The sequence below is a fragment of the Nocardia callitridis genome (assembly GCF_039543305.1).
GTDB lineage: Bacteria > Actinomycetota > Actinomycetes > Mycobacteriales > Mycobacteriaceae > Nocardia > Nocardia callitridis.
Window position 1 is genome coordinate 304249 of sequence record NZ_BAABJM010000005.1, and the last position, 15849, is coordinate 320097.

Sequence of the window (15849 nt, forward strand, 5' to 3'; positions counted from 1 at the left end):
GTAGACCGGAACCATGATCGAATCAGCGCAGCTGGACTATCGCAGTCAGCTCACCGAACGCCTCTTCCGCAATCGAACGATTCTGCTCACCGGCGAGGTCAACGAGACCATGGCCGAACAGGCCTGCGCCGAACTGGTGCTGTTGTCCTCGGCCGACGCCGAGCGCGACATCGTCGTTTACATCAACTCCCCCGGCGGATCGGTCTTCGCCGGACTCGCCATCTACGACACCATGAAACTGATCCCCAACGACGTGATCACCGTCGCGCTCGGGTTCGCCGCGAGCATGGGCCAGGTACTCCTCGCCTCCGGCACCAAGGGCAAGCGAATCAGCTTGGCGCACAGCAGGATCATGATGCATCAGCCGTCGGCGGGGATCGGCGGCACCGCGATGGACATCGAGATCCAAGCCGAGAATCTCGAATACACCAAGTTGCAGTCCGAGCGCATTCTCGCCGCCGAGACCGGCCACAGCGTCGAGGAGATCCGCCACGACGCCGACCGCGACCGCTGGTTCACCCCGGAACAGGCGTTGGAATACGGCATCGTCGACCACATCGCGGATTCCTTTGCCCGCCTCGCGCCGTTCGGCGCAGGACACCGAGTGGGGCTGTGATCATCATGAGCCAGTACACGATCCCCAACGTCATCGAACGCACCCCCGCCGGTGAACGCTCCTTCGACGTGTTCAGTCGACTGCTCAACGAGCGAATCGTCTTCCTCGGCACCGAGATCGACGACGGCGTCGCGAATGTGATCATGGCGCAGCTGCTGCATTTGGAGGCCGAGTCACCCGACAGCGAGATCGGTCTGTACATCAATTCGCCCGGCGGCTCGACCACGGCGATGCTCGCGGTCTACGACACCATGCAGTTCCTGCGTCCCAAGATCGCCACCTACTGCATGGGCCAGGCCGCTTCGGCCGCCGCGGTGCTGCTGGCCGCGGGTGCTCCCGGCCGCCGGTTCGTGCTCCCGCATTCGCGGATACTGCTCCACCAGCCGTACGCCCAAGGTCAGGGCACCATCTCCGATATGGCGCTACAGGCAGCGGAGGTGATGCGGATCCGTGCCGAGACCGAGACGATTCTGAGTGCGCATACCGGCAGGGAGACCGGCCAGTTACGCAAGGACACCGACCGAGACCGCATTTTCACCGCCACGGAGGCGGTCGAGTACGGCCTGGCCGACGCGCTGATCAACAGCCGCGACTGAGCACGCCATCCTTATTTTCACCGCCCCCGAGACGGCCGAGTACGGCCTGGCCGACGCGCTGATCAACAGCCGCGACTGAGCGCGCCATCTCTGAACGCTCACCCCTGTGCGTTCAGAGATGGAGCGTTCGGGCCCGTGCATTCAAGCCCGTGCATTCAAGCCCGAAGCCATGAGCCCCCGGCCTTTTGGGTGCGCAGGTGTCGAGTGCTCAGCTCTTCAGTGCGTGTGCCTCTCGCTCACCCTTCTGCACCGAACCCGCAGTCGGTCAACCTGCCGCACAGACCTGACTCCGCACGGCGTTGAGCCCGTGCGGAGTCAGCCAGTGCGTTCAAGCCCGGCGCTCAGGCAGCGCGCAGCTCGATCCTGGGCTCGGAGGCGGGCCGCCGGTCCAGTCGGCGGAACGCGCTCAGCCGCCGAGCCCCTCGGGTGAGCAGCTGTTCGACCGGCAGTTCCAGCGCCTCGCACACCGAATGCAGTATCTCCGAGGACGGCTCCTTGCGCCCGCGTTCGATCTCCGACAGGTACTGCTTGGACATCCCCACCTGCCGGGACACCTCGGCCAGCGTGCGGTCCTGATCGCGACGCTCATCGCGCAGGACCTCGCCGTAGATCACCCGCAGCAACGGCGACGGCGCGACCGGTGGTCGCGGCTGCTGTCGCGGACCGCGCCAGCTCCGGATATCGATCACAACGCCCTCGTCGTCAGCTGCCATGATTCGAGTCTCGCACTCGGCGAGCATGATTCGGCGAATGTTCACCAACAGCGGACACAGCGCGATAGATATCGCACATCAAAGCAGGTCACGGTCGGTGGTTCGGCTGGTTGACACCGATCGAGGGGCGGGCGTGTACTGGAGTGACCCCTAACGATTCGAGGATCACCATGATCATCATCATCGGGCTCGTCATCTTGATCGCCGCCATCGTCGTCGGTTTGGTCGGCGTCTTGGCCAACACCGGCAGCGCACACGCGCTGACCGACGATTTCTCGATCTTCGGCTACCACGTCACCGGCTCCAGCGGCACGCTGTTTCTGTCCGGCATCATCATCGGCGCCATCGGACTGGCCGGGTTGAGCATGCTGCTCGCCGGTGCGCGCAGGACCGCACGCAAGGCTTCCGAGGCGCGCAAAGAACTGAAGGCCAGCCGCAAGGCCGATCAGCAAGGCCCTCGATACGAGCAACCCCGTGCGCAGACCCAGACCCAGGGCAGGCACGAGCGCATCAACATTCCCGACAACGAAGCCAGCCGCCAGGGCGCCGACCCGCAGGGCTACGGCAATCAACCGGCCGACACCGCGTCCTCGGGGTCCGGCTTCCGCGACATCCGCGATCTCACCGACACGTCGTCCACGACTGCCCGCCGCCCGCACGACACGCACCACTAGTCGCCGCGAGCGGTCGTCCTCGCCCGCTCGCGCCACCAGCCGCAAGGACAGGAGGCCGCCGTGACAGCGTCGACCATGCCGGGCAACCCTGCCCGGCATCCCGTACCGCCGGAGTACACCCCCCGCCTGCGACTGAAGGCGAAGTCCAAGCACGACGACCGCGACTGCGTCGACGGCGCGTGGTGGCCCCGCACGCAGGGGCTGCTCGAAGAATTGCCCGATCTGCTCGCGGTCCTGGCGGTACGGCTCGGCCCGATTTTCCGGGTGGTGTACGACCCGCGCGAGTGGCAGCCCGCGCCGCCGGAGACGATCATCGGCCAGCGGATCGTCGAACTGCTGCCCTACCCGTCCACCTCCGACACGTTGCTGGTCGTCTTCGGCGACGACGACGAACGCGTCGTGCTCCGCGTCATCGCCCCCGATACCAACCAGGCCGACGCGCACGCCACCCTCATGTCGTCGGTCGCTTCGAAAACCGCCGTTCTGCTTGATGATTCCGCAACGAGCCCGCCCCTGGACGAAGCTGGCGGCGGACGGCGGGCTCCGCAGACTCGTTGAGCCGGGTTCGTGGTCAGCCCAGGATGCTGGCACGAATGTCAGGCGACCACCGCACATACTCGACATTCACTCCGTCGGCATGCCTGAGGTAGTAGAAGGTACCGGTATCGCTGGTCAACGGGCCCGCGGTGACTACGGCGCCGAGCTCGGCGGCCAGCGCGAGCAGTCCCTCCAGCTCGTCGACCACCACGGGGCCGACCGTGTCGCGATACTTGTCCACGTCTTCGGGCGCGCCCGCGATCAACAGGAAATCACCGACCGCGGCCAATTCCGCGCGCTCGAAACCGAATCGGAGGTCCGCGGGCTTGCCGACCAACCGTTCGTAGACCGGCAGCGCGGCGTCGAGGTCGGTGACGAAGGCACGCGCGTAGGTTTTCAGTATCCGCATGGTGGTGGACGCTACGGCGGGTTTCCCGATCCGCGCCACCAAGCCACGGTTCGGCTCAGGCCGAATGTAACTCTCGCCCTCGCTGTCAGTCATTTCTAGGTTGTCGGACATGACAACCAACTCGCGCACGCCGCTCAACGACATCGTGGATGCCACGGCGGCGGCGATCGCGGACAATCCGGCCAACGCGCTGGCGGTCTTTCGCGCCGCCGGTGTCCCGGAGGCCGCTGTCGGCAGCGCGATCACCACGGGAAAGCACACCGTGCGCGTCGACGAACCGGCAACACTGGGTGGCGAGGGCACCGCGCCGAACCCGGTGGAGGTCTACCTGGCGGCATTGATCTCCTGCCAGGTGGTCACCTACCGGTTCTGGGCGCAACGGCTGGGCATCACCGTCGACGATCTCGCCGTCGATGCCGAGGGTGATCTCGATGTGCGCGGGTTCTTCGGCCTCGACGACACCGTGCGCGCGGGGTTTCAGGCGGTGCGTGTCACCGTGCGAGTCAGTGGACCAGAGACCGATGAGCGTTACCAAGAATTACAGGAGGCCGTTGACGCACACTGCCCAGTTCTCGATCTCAGCACCGGGCAGACCCCGGTGACCACTACCTTGGTCACTGATTCGCGCTAATCGAATCCGTTACCGCCCTGCATGATCCGCGCACCGTCAACCAGGAGTAAGCACACATGACCGATCCCGCCCAGGCCGTCGAGGACCCGACCGCGAACTGGAGCTTCGAAACCAAGCAGATCCACGTCGGTCAGTCGCCCGACAGCGCGACCAACGCACGCGCACTGCCGATCTACCAGACCACCTCCTACACCTTCCGCGACACCGACCACGCCGCGGCACTGTTCGGGTTGGCCGAGCCGGGCAACATCTACACCAGGATCATCAACCCCACCCAGGACGCGGTGGAACAGCGCGTCGCCGCGCTCGAAGGCGGCGTCGCGGCGCTGCTGGTGGCCTCGGGTCAGTCCGCGGAGACGTTCGCCATCCTGAACATCGCGGGAGCGGGCGACCACATCGTCTCCAGCCCGCGCCTCTACGGCGGCACCTACAACCTGTTCCACTACACCCTGCCGAAGCTCGGCATCGAGGTGAGCTTCGTCGAGGATCCCGACGATCTGGAGCAGTGGCGCGCGGCGATCCGGCCGAACACCAAGGCGCTGTACGGCGAGACGGTATCGAACCCGCAGAACCACGTCCTCGACATCCCCGGTATCGCCGAGGTGGGGCACGCCGAGGGTATCCCGCTGATCGTGGACAACACGGTGCCGACGCCGTACCTGATCCAACCGTTGAAGCACGGTGCCGACATCGTCGTGCACTCGGCGACGAAATACCTTGGCGGACACGGCTCGGCGATCGCCGGCGTGATCGTCGACGGCGGCACGTTCGACTGGACCCAAGGCCGGTTCCCCGGCTTCACCACCCCGGACCCGAGCTACCACGGCGCGGTCTTCGCCGACCTCGGCGCACCCGCGTTCGCGTTGAAGGCTCGCGTGCAGTTGCTGCGCGACCTCGGTGCCGCGGTGTCGCCGTTCAACGCGTTCCTGATCGCCCAGGGCTTGGAGACGTTGAGCCTGCGCATCGAGCGCCACGTGCAGAACGCACAGGCGGTCGCGGAGTTCCTCACCGACCGTCCCGAGGTCACCTCGGTGGCCTTCGCCGGACTGCCCTCTTCGCCGTGGTACGAGCGCGGACAGCAGTTGGCCCCCAAGGGTGCCAGTGCCGTGATCGGCTTCGAGTTGGCCGGTGGCATCGACGCGGGCAAGCGGTTCGTCAACGCGCTGACGCTGCACAGCCACGTCGCCAACATCGGTGATGTGCGCTCGCTGGTGATCCACCCCGCCTCGACCACCCACTCGCAGCTGACCCCGGAGGAGCAGCTCGCCGCGGGTGTCACGCCGGGCCTGGTGCGCCTCGCGGTCGGCCTCGAAGGCATCGAGGACATCCTCGCCGATCTTCGCGTCGGCTTCGCCGCTGCGGGCGAGTAACGCGTTCGACCGGCCCCGAAAGCCCAGCCGCCTTCGCGCGGCTGGGCTTTCGGCCCGCCACACGCGAATTTACCGTTGATTTCATCTCCGATCCGCTTTTGAATCGCGCTGCATTTTTCCCTCGCCCCGATCCGGCTTTACGTCAATGCTCGTAGCCGGGGAAAGTTCGAGATGAGGGAATTTTCAATGCGCATATTCAAACCTGCTGTAGCCGCGGCGCTGATGACGATAGCGATGGCGGTGACCGCGGGCGTTTCCGGTGCCGCGCCGGAGACCGAGAGCGGTGCGGTGAATTTCACCGCGCACGCCACCGACACGTCATCGATCATCAGCACCGATTCCGGCTCGCTCGTGGTCGAAGACGATGTCTTCAAAATCAAAGCCACCGATGGCACTGTTCTCGCGGGCACCCCGCTGAACTTCCGTATCGATGACTTCGAATTCCCGATCGCCGCACAGATTTCCGGCAACGAGGCAACGCTGACGCCGCGGATCGACCGCGAACACGCCACCTACAAGCCCGTCGCCCTCCCCTACGAGGACAAGGCGCCGTTCAAGAACGAATACGACCGTGAGGTCGCGGCGTGGAGCCGGTTCACCAGCACGGTCAGCCTCGGCGCCGCCATCGGCACCCTGGTCGGCGGGCTCGGCGGCGCGGCCGTCGGTTGCGTTCTCGGCGGTATCGCGGGCGCGACGGTCGCCGCGGCCACCATCGTCGGGCTGTTCGGACCGTTCATCCCCGCCGCAGCGGTCGGCTGCATCGGTGGCGTCCTCGCCATCGGTGCCCTCGGCACCGTCGCGGGTCAGCTGCTGATCACCGCACCGTTCGCGATCGGCGCGGCGATCCAGTACTTCACCACCGTCAACCAGCCGCCGCCTGCCCCGGCCAAGTAGCGACGCGAAAACCGGCCCCGCCCACCATTTTCCCCGATGGGCGGGGCCTTTCGCGGTATTCGACGCGGCCTGCGACAATAACTCCTTCACACCAACCAGGAGGAAGTCGCTCGTGCACAATTCCGGGGTGCTGCCGCTGCTCGGTCATGTTTCCGCCGCCGTCGCCGACGCGATCGCCCGGACACGACCAGAGATGAAAGGCGCCGACCCGGTTGTCCGACGATCCACCCGCGCCGATTTCCAATCCAACGCCGCACCAGCGCTCGCCAAGCGATCGGGAATACCGCCGACCGAGGTGGCCGCCGGTCTGGTCGAAGCATTGCGATCCGACGGCGACCTGTTGAATTCGGTCGAATTGTCCGGTCAAGGATTTCTGAATATCACGGTGCCCGATCCGCTGGTGTGGGGGCAGGTCGCTGCCCGCCTGACCGACGACCGGCTCGGTGTCGCCGCGGCGAGCGAGGGCGCGCGCACCGTCGTCGATTATTCGGGCCCGAACATCGCCAAGGAAATGCATGTCGGGCACCTGCGCACGACGATCATCGGCGACAGCCTCGCCAGGGTGCTCGAGTTCCTCGGTGCCGAGGTGATTCGCCAGAATCATTTGGGCGACTGGGGAACTCAGTTCGGCATGCTCATCCAGTACCTCGACGAGCACCGCGACATACCGTGGCGCCACGATGATCTCACCGACGACACCGCCTCGGTCTCGGCGCTGGACCGCCTGTATCGCGCCGCGCGCACGGCGTTCGACGCGGACTCCGATTTCGCCGACCGCTCCCGTGCCAGAGTGGTGGCCCTACAGTCCGGCGACCCGACCACCTTGGCACGGTGGAGCGAGATCGTCGCCGAATCGGAGAAGTCGTTCGGCGATATCTACAGCCGCCTCGGCGTCTTGTTGACGACCGAGGACTACGTCGGGGAATCGTTCTACAACCCGGTATTGGCCGACACCGTCACCGAATTGGTCGACCGCGGCATCGCGGTGCCCAGCGACGGCGCACTGGTGGTCTTCTCCGAGGAAGTCACCGGCCCCGACGACAAACCGGTGGCGCTGATGGTCCGCAAGCGTGACGGCGGATTCGGCTACGACACCACCGACCTGGCGACCATCAAGCACCGCGTCGACACCCTCGGCGCGGACCGGCTGCTGTATGTCACCGACGCCAGGCAGGCGCTGCACTTTCGCCTGGTCTTCGAGGTCGCACGCCGTGCGGGGTGGCTCACCGACGAGGTCACCGTCGAACACGTCGCCTACGGCGCCGTTCTCGGCCCCGACGGACGCCCGTTCAAGACGCGAGCGGGCGCGACCGTGCGACTGATGGACCTGCTCGACGAAGCGACGACGACGGCGAGAAGCATTGTCGCCGAGAAGAACCCGGATTTCGATCCGGCGGAGCTCGATCAGATCGCCGAGCAGTCGGGGATCGGCGCGGTGAAGTACGCCGACCTTTCGACCTCGCGGGTCAAGGACTACACCTTCGACCTGGGGCGGATGCTCGCGTTCAACGGCAATACCGGCGTCTATCTGCAATACGCGCACGCGCGGATCCGATCGATCCTGCGCAAGACGGACGCGCGGATGCCGACCGTCGACCCGGCCGTCAGCCTGGCACCGGCCGAACGCGCACTGGCGTTGGAGTTGGACGCCTACGCCGACACGCTCGCGGACGTGGCCAGCACACTGGAACCCCATCGGCTCTGCGGCTACCTCTACGACCTCGCCCGCGATTTCACCACCTTCTACGACGAATGCCCCGTCCTCACCGCCACCGATCCGGTCCGCGAAAACCGCGTGGCGCTGTGCCGCCTCACGGCGCGCACCCTCGAGCACGGCCTCGGCCTGCTCGGTATCGCCGCGCCACAACGCATGTGAGCACCCGCGCGGCGCACGATCGATGATCGCGTGCCGCGCGGGCGGACGCGCGCAGTCGACTCAGGCCGCACGCCAGGTGGTGACCGCCCAGATCACGACGACGTCCAGCACGATGATCAAGATCGACCACATCGGGTAGTACGGGATCCACAGGAAGTTGGCGATGATCGACAGCGCCGCGAAGAACACCGCCGCGGCCCGCGCCCAGATCGCGCCCGTGATCAAGCCGAGCGCACTCACCGCGAGCACGACCCCCGCGATGAGATGAATCCAACCCCAGGTAGTCATGCTGAATTCGTAGACGTAATTGATCCCCGTGACGAAGACCGTGTCGTTGGACAGCGCCGATATCCCCTGCAGTATCGACAGCACACCCACCGTGAGCAGCAGGATCGCCGCACCGTAGGAAATGCCGAACGCGAACCCCTGTTTGGTCTTGTGCGTGCTCGCCTCGTGCGAGGCGTGCCCACCATAGGAGGTGGCCTGCTGCCCGCCATAAGAAGCCTGTTGCCCGCCGTATGCCGCTTGCGTCATTGTCAAACACCTCTTCGTTCGTAGTGGACCTCCCCCGAATGTCCTCGAGTACCGGCCTTCCTGCTTCACCCACAACGGATGACAACGCGCGCCCGGTTCTCCGCAACCGGCTACCCGCCGGTCGCGGCCGGTGGACTCGTGGCGGGTTTCGCGCCGAACCTGACGAAGATCCGCGCCATCCGCATCAACGCTCCACCCCCGGACCGCACGATCTGGAACGCACTGTGCGGAAGCCGCCGCGCTCAACGCCGCGGTCCTAGGGCGAGTCACGTGCGGATATCGATCTCCCGGTGCGCTTAACTATTGGGTGAAGAGTTTCTCCGCCACCGATACCACTCGACGCCGCTGACTAACGTCGGCCTGAGTTCGCCTTTCCAGCCGCCGACGAAAGACTCGCGCTCAGGAGGCCCTGGTGGATTCTGCCCAGCGGGGGCGTCACGAGCCGCTGCGCCGGGCACTCGACCCCGGTGCGTCGTTGCCGACGGTGTGCTTCGCCCCCGTCGAGCGGCCGGAGATCTTCGACCGGCTCGATCGAGTATCGCGGTCGGGTACCGAGCGGGTGCTGCTGATGTGCGCACCCGCGGGCAGCGGCAAGACGGTCACCCTCGCTGATTGGCTCGAACGCCGCGTGTGCGGGGTGACATCGTTCGCCTGGCTCACCGTCACCGAACGGCTCAACGAGCCGACCGCGTTCTGGCGGGCGCTGTGTCGAGCCCTCGGCATCGACGCCGATCCGATCCTCCCGCGCGACCGGGTGGCCGCGCCGAGTGCGGGTGCGACCGAACTGGTGCTGGCGCTGGCGAAGTCGCCACCGTCGGTCCTCGTGATCGACGACGCGCACCTGGTCACCGACCCGCTCACGGCCTCGGGACTCGAGCATTTCCTGCTGCACGCGCCGCCGCAGGTCACCATCGTCGTCGCGGCACGCCATGCGCCGCCGTTGTCGTGGCACCGCCTCGACACCCGCGCGGAGCTGACCAGACTCGGTGCCGACGATTTGGCGTTGAGTCGCACGCAGGCCGCGCTGTTGTGCGCGCAACACGGTCGGGCGCCGAGCACCGACGAACTCGACGCGGTGATGCTGCTGACCCGAGGGTGGGCAGCGCTGGTCCGGCTGTGCGGAATCTGTTTGCAAGCCAACGACCGCACGGCGGCACTCGCGGCGTTCGCACGGCCCGCGCACGCGGTTTCGGATTTTCTGGTCGGTGAAGTCCTTGCGGCGCTGCCGAATTCGACGAGGACCTTCCTGATTCGCACCAGCATTCCCGAGGAATTCACCGAGGAGTTGGCCAGCGAGCTGACCGGGCAGCCCGCGCAGGCGTTGCTCGACGGGTTGGAGCGAATGTGGTTTCCGATCAGCAGTGTCGTGCGCACGGGACAACGCTGGTTTCACTATCACCCGATGCTGCGCGCGCATCTGCTCGGCGAGGCGCACCGCACGGAGGGTGATCGGCTGCCGGAACTACACTTGCGCGCGGCGCATTGGCACCGCGATGTCGGCTCACCGCTGGTCGCGCTCGGCCATCTGCTCGCGGGACCCGACCACGAACACCTGCACGATTTCTTGCGCGAGCGCGGTCTCGGTCTCGCCATGACCGACGACGGCGGCGCGGCCCTCGCGTTGCTCGACCGCGCTGTTCCCGAGTTGTCCGGCGACCCGTTCCTCTGGCTGCTGCGCGCGGTGCACGCGACCACGACCGGGTCGGTTTCCGATGCGGTGGTATACCTGGAAATGCTTGGCGTACAGGCGAATCGGAGCGAGTCTTCGGTGGCGCAGGAGTGGCTCGCGCCCTTGCTCGCCGCGGTAACCATCGATGTCGCCGCCACCACCGGTGTCGCCTCGGCCCGGCAGTGGCAGCCCACTACCGAGCCGACCGGCAACCTCGACTTGGACGCCTATCTCACCGTGCAGTCGGCGACCGCGATGATTCTCGCCGGCGATCTCGCCGCGGGTGAACGACAACTGCGACGCGGTCTGGCCTTCGCCGAGCACGCGGGTCACCCGTACCTGGCGGTTCGGTCGGCGACTCGGCTGGCGAGCCTGGCCGGGCTCCGCGGCGCCATCGGGTCGATGCGCGACCGGGCCGATCGAGCGGTCGAGCTCGCCGCCGAGCAGTCGCTGTCGAGCGGACCCGACACCGCGCAGGCCATCGCGATCGGCGCATTCGGCGCGTATCTGCAAGGCGAGCACTGGGATTCGGCGGAGCTGACCTCGGTACTGCTCGACCACGCCGACCAAGACGGCTCGACGAGTCCGGTCGCGGGCTGGCACGGGTGCGTGATCGGCAGGTTGCTCGCGGTCGAGGATGCCGAGGACAAATACGCGGCTACCGAGGCATTGCGGCGCAGCCTGCTCACGCTGCTGTTGGCTCAACCCGACGCCACACCCGCGCGATCACCCGTCGTCGTCGCGGTCAGCGGACTCGTGGCGCCGGTGACCTCCGCGGTGACCAAGGCGCACGGGCCCGGCACCGCGCGCCAGCTCGTCGACCGCGCGCGGGTGGTGCTCGGTGATATCCCGGAGATCAAGGTCGCGCAGGCGACGCTGGCCGACGCCACCAACAAGCCGAGGACCACCCGCACCCTGCTGGCCCCGATGCTCGACGACCCCGCGGCGCTGCACCCGGTGACGGCGGTCAGCGCTTGGCTGCTGTACGCGAGCGCACTGGACCGGCTCGACACCCCGTGGAAGACCGGAATCAGCCTCGAGAACGCCTTGCGCACAGCCGAACCCGAGCATCTGATCCGTCCGTTTCTCCAGCTGCCCGCCGCGATCGGGTTGCTCGACACGCATGTGGGCCGCTTCGGCCACGCCGACCGTTTCGCCGACGAGATCCGCCACCATCCCTCGGTGCGACGCCACCCCGATCACGCCGTGTTGACCGGCGCCGAGATGGCGGTGTTGAAGCGACTGCCCGCGGGCCACACCGCCCAGCAGATCGCCGAGGAGCTCGGTGTCTCGGTCAATACCGTGAAGACCCACCTGCGGGGGATCTACGCCAAGCTCGACGCCAACTCCCGCGTCGACGCGCTCGACCGGGCGCGGCACGACGGCATGGTGTAGCGCTATCTCACCCAGCACGGAGGAAGCCATCGATCACCTCCGCCCGCGATACTCGACCCGACACCGCGTCGTCGTACTCCGTAGGAAGCGCACATGTCGGACCGCAATCGCTATCAGTTCACCATCGACGGTGAATTGTCCGACCGTGCGATCGCGGCCTTCCCCGATCTCACCGCCACCATCATCCAGCGCGGGACGACGGCACTGTACGGTCCCGTCGGCGATTCGACGGCGATGCACGGAATCCTCGCCAGGATAGACAATTTGGGTTTCACCCTGGTGGAGATGCACCGGTTACCCGATTGACGGATTCGACCATTCAAGGGGATCGGAAAGTTCGTAATCGATAATTACCCGGCACCGGACACAACGCACCTTCTCCACCAAAACCCGAATAACACAGGGAAATACGGAACACGCGACACCACTCCAGATACACCCCCTCTGAACAGGAGAAACAGCGGATCTATCACGTCGCTTCATGGCGTGTCCGACCTTCGGATCCGATCCGCCGAATGTAATATCGACGCTGATTGCGGTCCGGTAGATTCATTGTTGGTTTCCAGCCGAGGTTCACGATGAGCACGGAGGTAACATGCGGTTCCTGCGTTATCTGCTCGCGGTGATCGTTTCCGCGACCGTGCTCATTATCGGGGCCGGTATGGCCGAGGCGGACAGCCCGGTTCAGTCGGGTGTCTACAGCATCGCCAACGATGCCTACAGCAGCCAGGCCATGGAGGCCAGCAATATCGATGATCGGGTCGTCATGCACACCAAGGCCGGGATCCTACGGCAGGACTGGGTAGTCGAACCCGATTCGGGCACAGACGGATACACCATTCGCAACCGGTCGGCCGGAACGTACCTGAGCGTCAACGGAGCGGACGCGATCGTGGCCACCGTTCCCGCCACCTGGCATCTCGTCATGCAGTTCGGCGGACGGTTCACCATCGAGCTACCCGATCACCGCGTTCTGACCTGCCGAGGCACCGACGGCGCCCCCGTGGTGCTCGAGCCCTTCGAGGGTCGCCGCGACCAACTGTGGCGCTTCGACCGCCACGACGACTGAGCGCGCGAGCGAGTCGGCGCGCCGACTCGCTCGACGTCCCCACTGTTATCGTCGGTAGGCCCATAGCGCCGGGTTAGGGCCGTGCGCTGTACTTCGCGCCGACGAGGACGAATCCGCTTGAAATACGTGCTTCGCACACTGTTGTTCCTGGCTATTCCGGCCATCCTGTTCCTGCTTCCCTGGTGGACGATCGTGTTCGCGCCGACCGAAGGCGGCGGTGCACTGTTCTGGATCGGCTCGGTGGTATTCCTGCTCGGATTCCTCGCCCTGCCCACCACGATGTTTCTCGGACATGGCCCCGCGCAATCGGATTCCGCGTCCCTGGTCGGCGACACCCTGCTCGGGGTGGCGTGGATTGTTTTCAGTTGGTCGGTATTCGGCAATATCATCGGCCTGATTTTCACCATGACCGGCGCCGAGGATTCGACGCGTTTTCGAACGGTCGCGGTCGGCGTCGTGCTGGTGTCGATCGTGCTGGTGGCCTGGGGAGTATTCGAGGCACGGCGCGTGCCGAGGGTGCGCACGCTCGAGGTCGCGATTCGCGGACTCGGTGCCGCCCTCGACGGTCTGCGGGTCGTCGTCATCACCGACACCCATTTCGCCGCGACCGACCGGGCGGACTGGTCGCGACGCGTCGTCGCCGTCGTCAATGCGCAGCGCCCCGATATCGCCTGCCACGCAGGGGATCTGGCGGACGGCTCGGTGGCGAAGCGGCACCCGCAGGTCGATCCGCTCGGCGATATCTCCGCACCGCTCGGCAGGTTCTACATCACTGGCAATCACGAGTACTTCGGTGACGCGCAGGGCTGGATCGACCATATGCGTTCCCTCGGGTGGCGACCGCTGCACAACGAGCACGAGGTGGTGCGCCGTGGCGACGACCGACTCGTGATCGCGGGTATCGACGACCCCACCGGCACTTCGCTGCCCGGCCACGGGCCGGACCTGGCGACCGCGCTCGACGGCGCCGACCGGAGCGTGCCGGTGGTCCTACTGGCTCACCAACCCAGGCAGATCGCCCAGAGCGCACCGGAGGGTGTGGCATTGCAGATCTCCGGTCACACCCACGGCGGGCAGATCTGGCCGTTTCATTACCTGGTGCGCCTGGAACAGCCCGTGGTCGCCGGCCTGAGCCGCCGCGGCGATACCCAGCTCTACACGAGCAGGGGCACCGGGTTCTGGGGACCGCAGTTGCGGGTGTTCGCCCCCAGCGAGATCACGGTGCTGGTCTTGCGGCCCGCGTAGGGGGTCGACAGAGACCTGTCCGTAACTCGAGTAACGGTGTTGGTTGCGGATCGGCAGCGGTCGTTATCGATCCCCGGCGCCGTGTTCATGGCTGTGCTTACGCTCCGAGGGACAGATGTTTTCTCCGTTGAGGTGAAAGCGAGGTCTTCGATGACCGGTGCAACGGAGTCGCCCCACCTATCCGGGTCGACAAAGAAGCGTTTACGGCATAGACCGATACGACTGTTCGTGCTCGCGGGAATCGCGGCGGCAGGATTGTTGCCGATCGTCCCGGCACAGGCCGAACCGATCTGGCCGGGCGGTCCGGATATCCCCGGCGTTCCCGCCTTGATCCCACCGCTGCCCGTGGTCGCGCCGTGTTCGTCCGAGGCGAGGGCATGTCTGCGACTCGGGACGAACGAAGCGTGGCTGATGCGGGACGGCAAGGTCACCTACGGCCCGACGCAAATCTCGCACGGCAGGCCGGGCTATGAGACTCCGCCGGGAGTCTTCGCCGTGTTCCACAAGAACGAGCACCATTGGAGCACGTTGCACAATTCACCGATGCCGTACGCGGTGTTCTTCAACGGTGACATCGGTTTCCACGAGGGTCCGGTGCAGGAGGCCTCGCACGGTTGCATCAGGATGACCCACGACGGCGCCTCGACGTTCTTCCGCGAACTCCAGGTGGGTGACGTGGTCGAGGCGGTGCCGTGACCGCGAGCTAGCGGACACGACAGTTCGAAACATGGTCCGGCACAGCGGTGGTCGCTGCGCCGGACCATTTCGTGTGCGCGCCCGCTGTGTGCCGCACGGGTAACTCGGCCGCATAATGAAACGCCACCGTCCACCAACGGCCTTCCTCCGCCGCGGCGAAACCCCTGTTCGACCCTCCTGTCCGAGGTGTGACCTGGCATCGGAACGACCCACACCTCAAGGAGATTCGATGGCGATCCTCGGCAAGCTACTCAGAAACCGCCGCGCGGGCGAGCACGGGCTCGCCTGGTGCCTGCCGAATCTCGCCGCCGAATCCCTCTTTCCGATCAGCAGCCCCGACTTCGCCGACGAGAGCGCGCTCGATCAGGTGCATGCCGCGAAGCGCGCGGGCGGCCACGACCGGTCCCCCGCGCTCGCCTGGTCGGGCATTCCCAGCGATACCGCGCAGCTCTTGCTGGTGGTCGAGGACCCGGACGCGCCGATGAGTTCGCCGATCGTGCACTGTGTCGCCCTGCTGGAACCGACCGTCACCGAACTGGCGCAGGGGGCGCTGAGCGCGGCGAGCCCCGGTAGCGGTGTCCGCATTCTGCGTTCGGTGGTCGGCCGCGGGTATCACGGCCCCGCACCGATCAAGGGCCACGGCCCGCACCGGTATGTGTTCCAACTCTTCGCCTTGCCCGAGGCGGTGCACCGGGTCGGGCGCAGGACACCGGAATCGGCGAAACCACGTGCGGTCATGGGTGCGGCGAAGGCGAGTGCTCGCGGGCGAATCGTCGGCGTCTACGAGCGCCGCTGACCGACAAGGGCCGCTGTCCACGACACGCTCACACAACACGCACAATAGGGACGAAAGCGACGAAAATCCGTTTGCTGGAAGCACTTTCGGCCATCAACCTTCGACAAAACCATCGCACTGTGTTACACC

Annotated in this window: 17 protein-coding genes; 14 read left to right on the plus strand and 3 right to left on the minus strand. The window is 66.2% G+C overall.

The genetic code is table 11. The features are described from left to right. The first annotated feature begins 16 nt into the window (after window positions 1–16). Together ABEA50_RS23680 and ABEA50_RS23685 are read left to right on the plus strand one after the other, a co-directional pair. On the plus strand, window positions 17–616 hold the full coding sequence (locus ABEA50_RS23680) for a ClpP family protease (RefSeq protein ID WP_425577705.1): 600 nt from the start codon (window positions 17–19) through the stop codon (window positions 614–616). A 5-nt stretch (window positions 617–621) separates the two neighbouring features. Beyond that, window positions 622–1212, plus strand: coding sequence for an ATP-dependent Clp protease proteolytic subunit (locus tag ABEA50_RS23685; RefSeq protein WP_345498007.1), 591 nt, complete (start codon window positions 622–624; stop codon window positions 1210–1212). A 341-nt stretch (window positions 1213–1553) separates the two neighbouring features. Here the strand turns inward: ABEA50_RS23685 and ABEA50_RS23690 are convergent, their stop codons facing one another. After that, on the minus strand, window positions 1554–1925 hold the full coding sequence (locus ABEA50_RS23690; protein ID WP_345498009.1) for a helix-turn-helix domain-containing protein: 372 nt from the start codon (window positions 1923–1925) through the stop codon (window positions 1554–1556). Between the two features lie 170 nt (window positions 1926–2095). On the opposite strand from ABEA50_RS23690, the gene ABEA50_RS23695 reads away from it, so the two are divergent. Together ABEA50_RS23695 and ABEA50_RS23700 are read left to right on the plus strand one after the other, a co-directional pair. Next, window positions 2096–2599, plus strand: coding sequence for a hypothetical protein (locus ABEA50_RS23695; protein ID WP_345498010.1), 504 nt, complete (start codon window positions 2096–2098; stop codon window positions 2597–2599). Window positions 2600–2659: 60 nt separating this feature from the next. Further along, window positions 2660–3157: a DUF5994 family protein gene (locus tag ABEA50_RS23700; protein WP_345498011.1), complete on the plus strand. Its 498-nt coding sequence runs from the start codon at window positions 2660–2662 to the stop codon at window positions 3155–3157. Between the two features lie 13 nt (window positions 3158–3170). Here the strand turns inward: ABEA50_RS23700 and ABEA50_RS23705 are convergent, their stop codons facing one another. Then, entirely contained in the window at window positions 3171–3638 is a 468-nt protein-coding gene (locus ABEA50_RS23705) for a VOC family protein (RefSeq protein ID WP_345498013.1), read from the minus strand. 16 nt (window positions 3639–3654) lie between these two features. Between ABEA50_RS23705 and ABEA50_RS23710 the strand changes: the two genes are divergently transcribed. The 4 genes from ABEA50_RS23710 (at window position 3655) to argS (ending at window position 8316) form a co-directional block, all read left to right on the plus strand. After that, window positions 3655–4176 carry an OsmC family protein gene (locus tag ABEA50_RS23710; protein WP_345498014.1) on the plus strand — a complete coding sequence of 174 codons (522 nt, stop codon included), beginning with the start codon at window positions 3655–3657 and terminating at the stop codon, window positions 4174–4176. 56 nt (window positions 4177–4232) lie between these two features. Continuing rightward, window positions 4233–5546 (plus strand): bifunctional o-acetylhomoserine/o-acetylserine sulfhydrylase, encoded by a 1314-nt coding sequence (locus tag ABEA50_RS23715; RefSeq protein WP_345498015.1) that lies wholly within the window; start codon window positions 4233–4235, stop codon window positions 5544–5546. A 186-nt stretch (window positions 5547–5732) separates the two neighbouring features. Then, the gene (locus ABEA50_RS23720) at window positions 5733–6440 is read left to right on the plus strand and encodes a hypothetical protein (RefSeq protein WP_345498016.1); all 708 of its coding nucleotides are present in this window, start codon (window positions 5733–5735) and stop codon (window positions 6438–6440) included. A gap of 112 nt (window positions 6441–6552) precedes the next feature. Beyond that, on the plus strand, window positions 6553–8316 hold the full coding sequence (gene argS / locus ABEA50_RS23725; protein ID WP_345498017.1) for an arginine--tRNA ligase: 1764 nt from the start codon (window positions 6553–6555) through the stop codon (window positions 8314–8316). 60 nt (window positions 8317–8376) lie between these two features. Here the strand turns inward: argS and ABEA50_RS23730 are convergent, their stop codons facing one another. After that, window positions 8377–8850, minus strand: a complete 474-nt coding sequence (locus ABEA50_RS23730) for a DUF7144 family membrane protein (protein ID WP_345498018.1) — start codon at window positions 8848–8850, stop codon at window positions 8377–8379. Between the two features lie 412 nt (window positions 8851–9262). Here ABEA50_RS23730 and ABEA50_RS23735 point away from each other — a divergent pair, with 412 nt between their 5' ends. The 6 genes from ABEA50_RS23735 (at window position 9263) to ABEA50_RS23760 (ending at window position 15720) form a co-directional block, all read left to right on the plus strand. Further along, window positions 9263–11914 carry a LuxR C-terminal-related transcriptional regulator gene (locus tag ABEA50_RS23735; RefSeq protein WP_345498020.1) on the plus strand — a complete coding sequence of 884 codons (2652 nt, stop codon included), beginning with the start codon at window positions 9263–9265 and terminating at the stop codon, window positions 11912–11914. Between the two features lie 93 nt (window positions 11915–12007). Continuing rightward, complete coding sequence (locus ABEA50_RS23740; protein ID WP_345498022.1) at window positions 12008–12220, plus strand: hypothetical protein; 213 nt, start codon at window positions 12008–12010, stop codon at window positions 12218–12220. A 289-nt stretch (window positions 12221–12509) separates the two neighbouring features. Continuing rightward, window positions 12510–12983 (plus strand): RICIN domain-containing protein, encoded by a 474-nt coding sequence (locus ABEA50_RS23745; protein ID WP_345498024.1) that lies wholly within the window; start codon window positions 12510–12512, stop codon window positions 12981–12983. 117 nt (window positions 12984–13100) lie between these two features. Next, window positions 13101–14228 (plus strand): metallophosphoesterase, encoded by a 1128-nt coding sequence (locus tag ABEA50_RS23750; protein WP_425577700.1) that lies wholly within the window; start codon window positions 13101–13103, stop codon window positions 14226–14228. Window positions 14229–14456: 228 nt separating this feature from the next. Continuing rightward, entirely contained in the window at window positions 14457–14924 is a 468-nt protein-coding gene (locus ABEA50_RS23755; protein ID WP_345498026.1) for a L,D-transpeptidase, read from the plus strand. Window positions 14925–15153: 229 nt separating this feature from the next. Continuing rightward, the gene (locus ABEA50_RS23760; RefSeq protein WP_345498027.1) at window positions 15154–15720 is read left to right on the plus strand and encodes a YbhB/YbcL family Raf kinase inhibitor-like protein; all 567 of its coding nucleotides are present in this window, start codon (window positions 15154–15156) and stop codon (window positions 15718–15720) included. The last annotated feature ends 129 nt before the right edge of the window (window positions 15721–15849 follow it).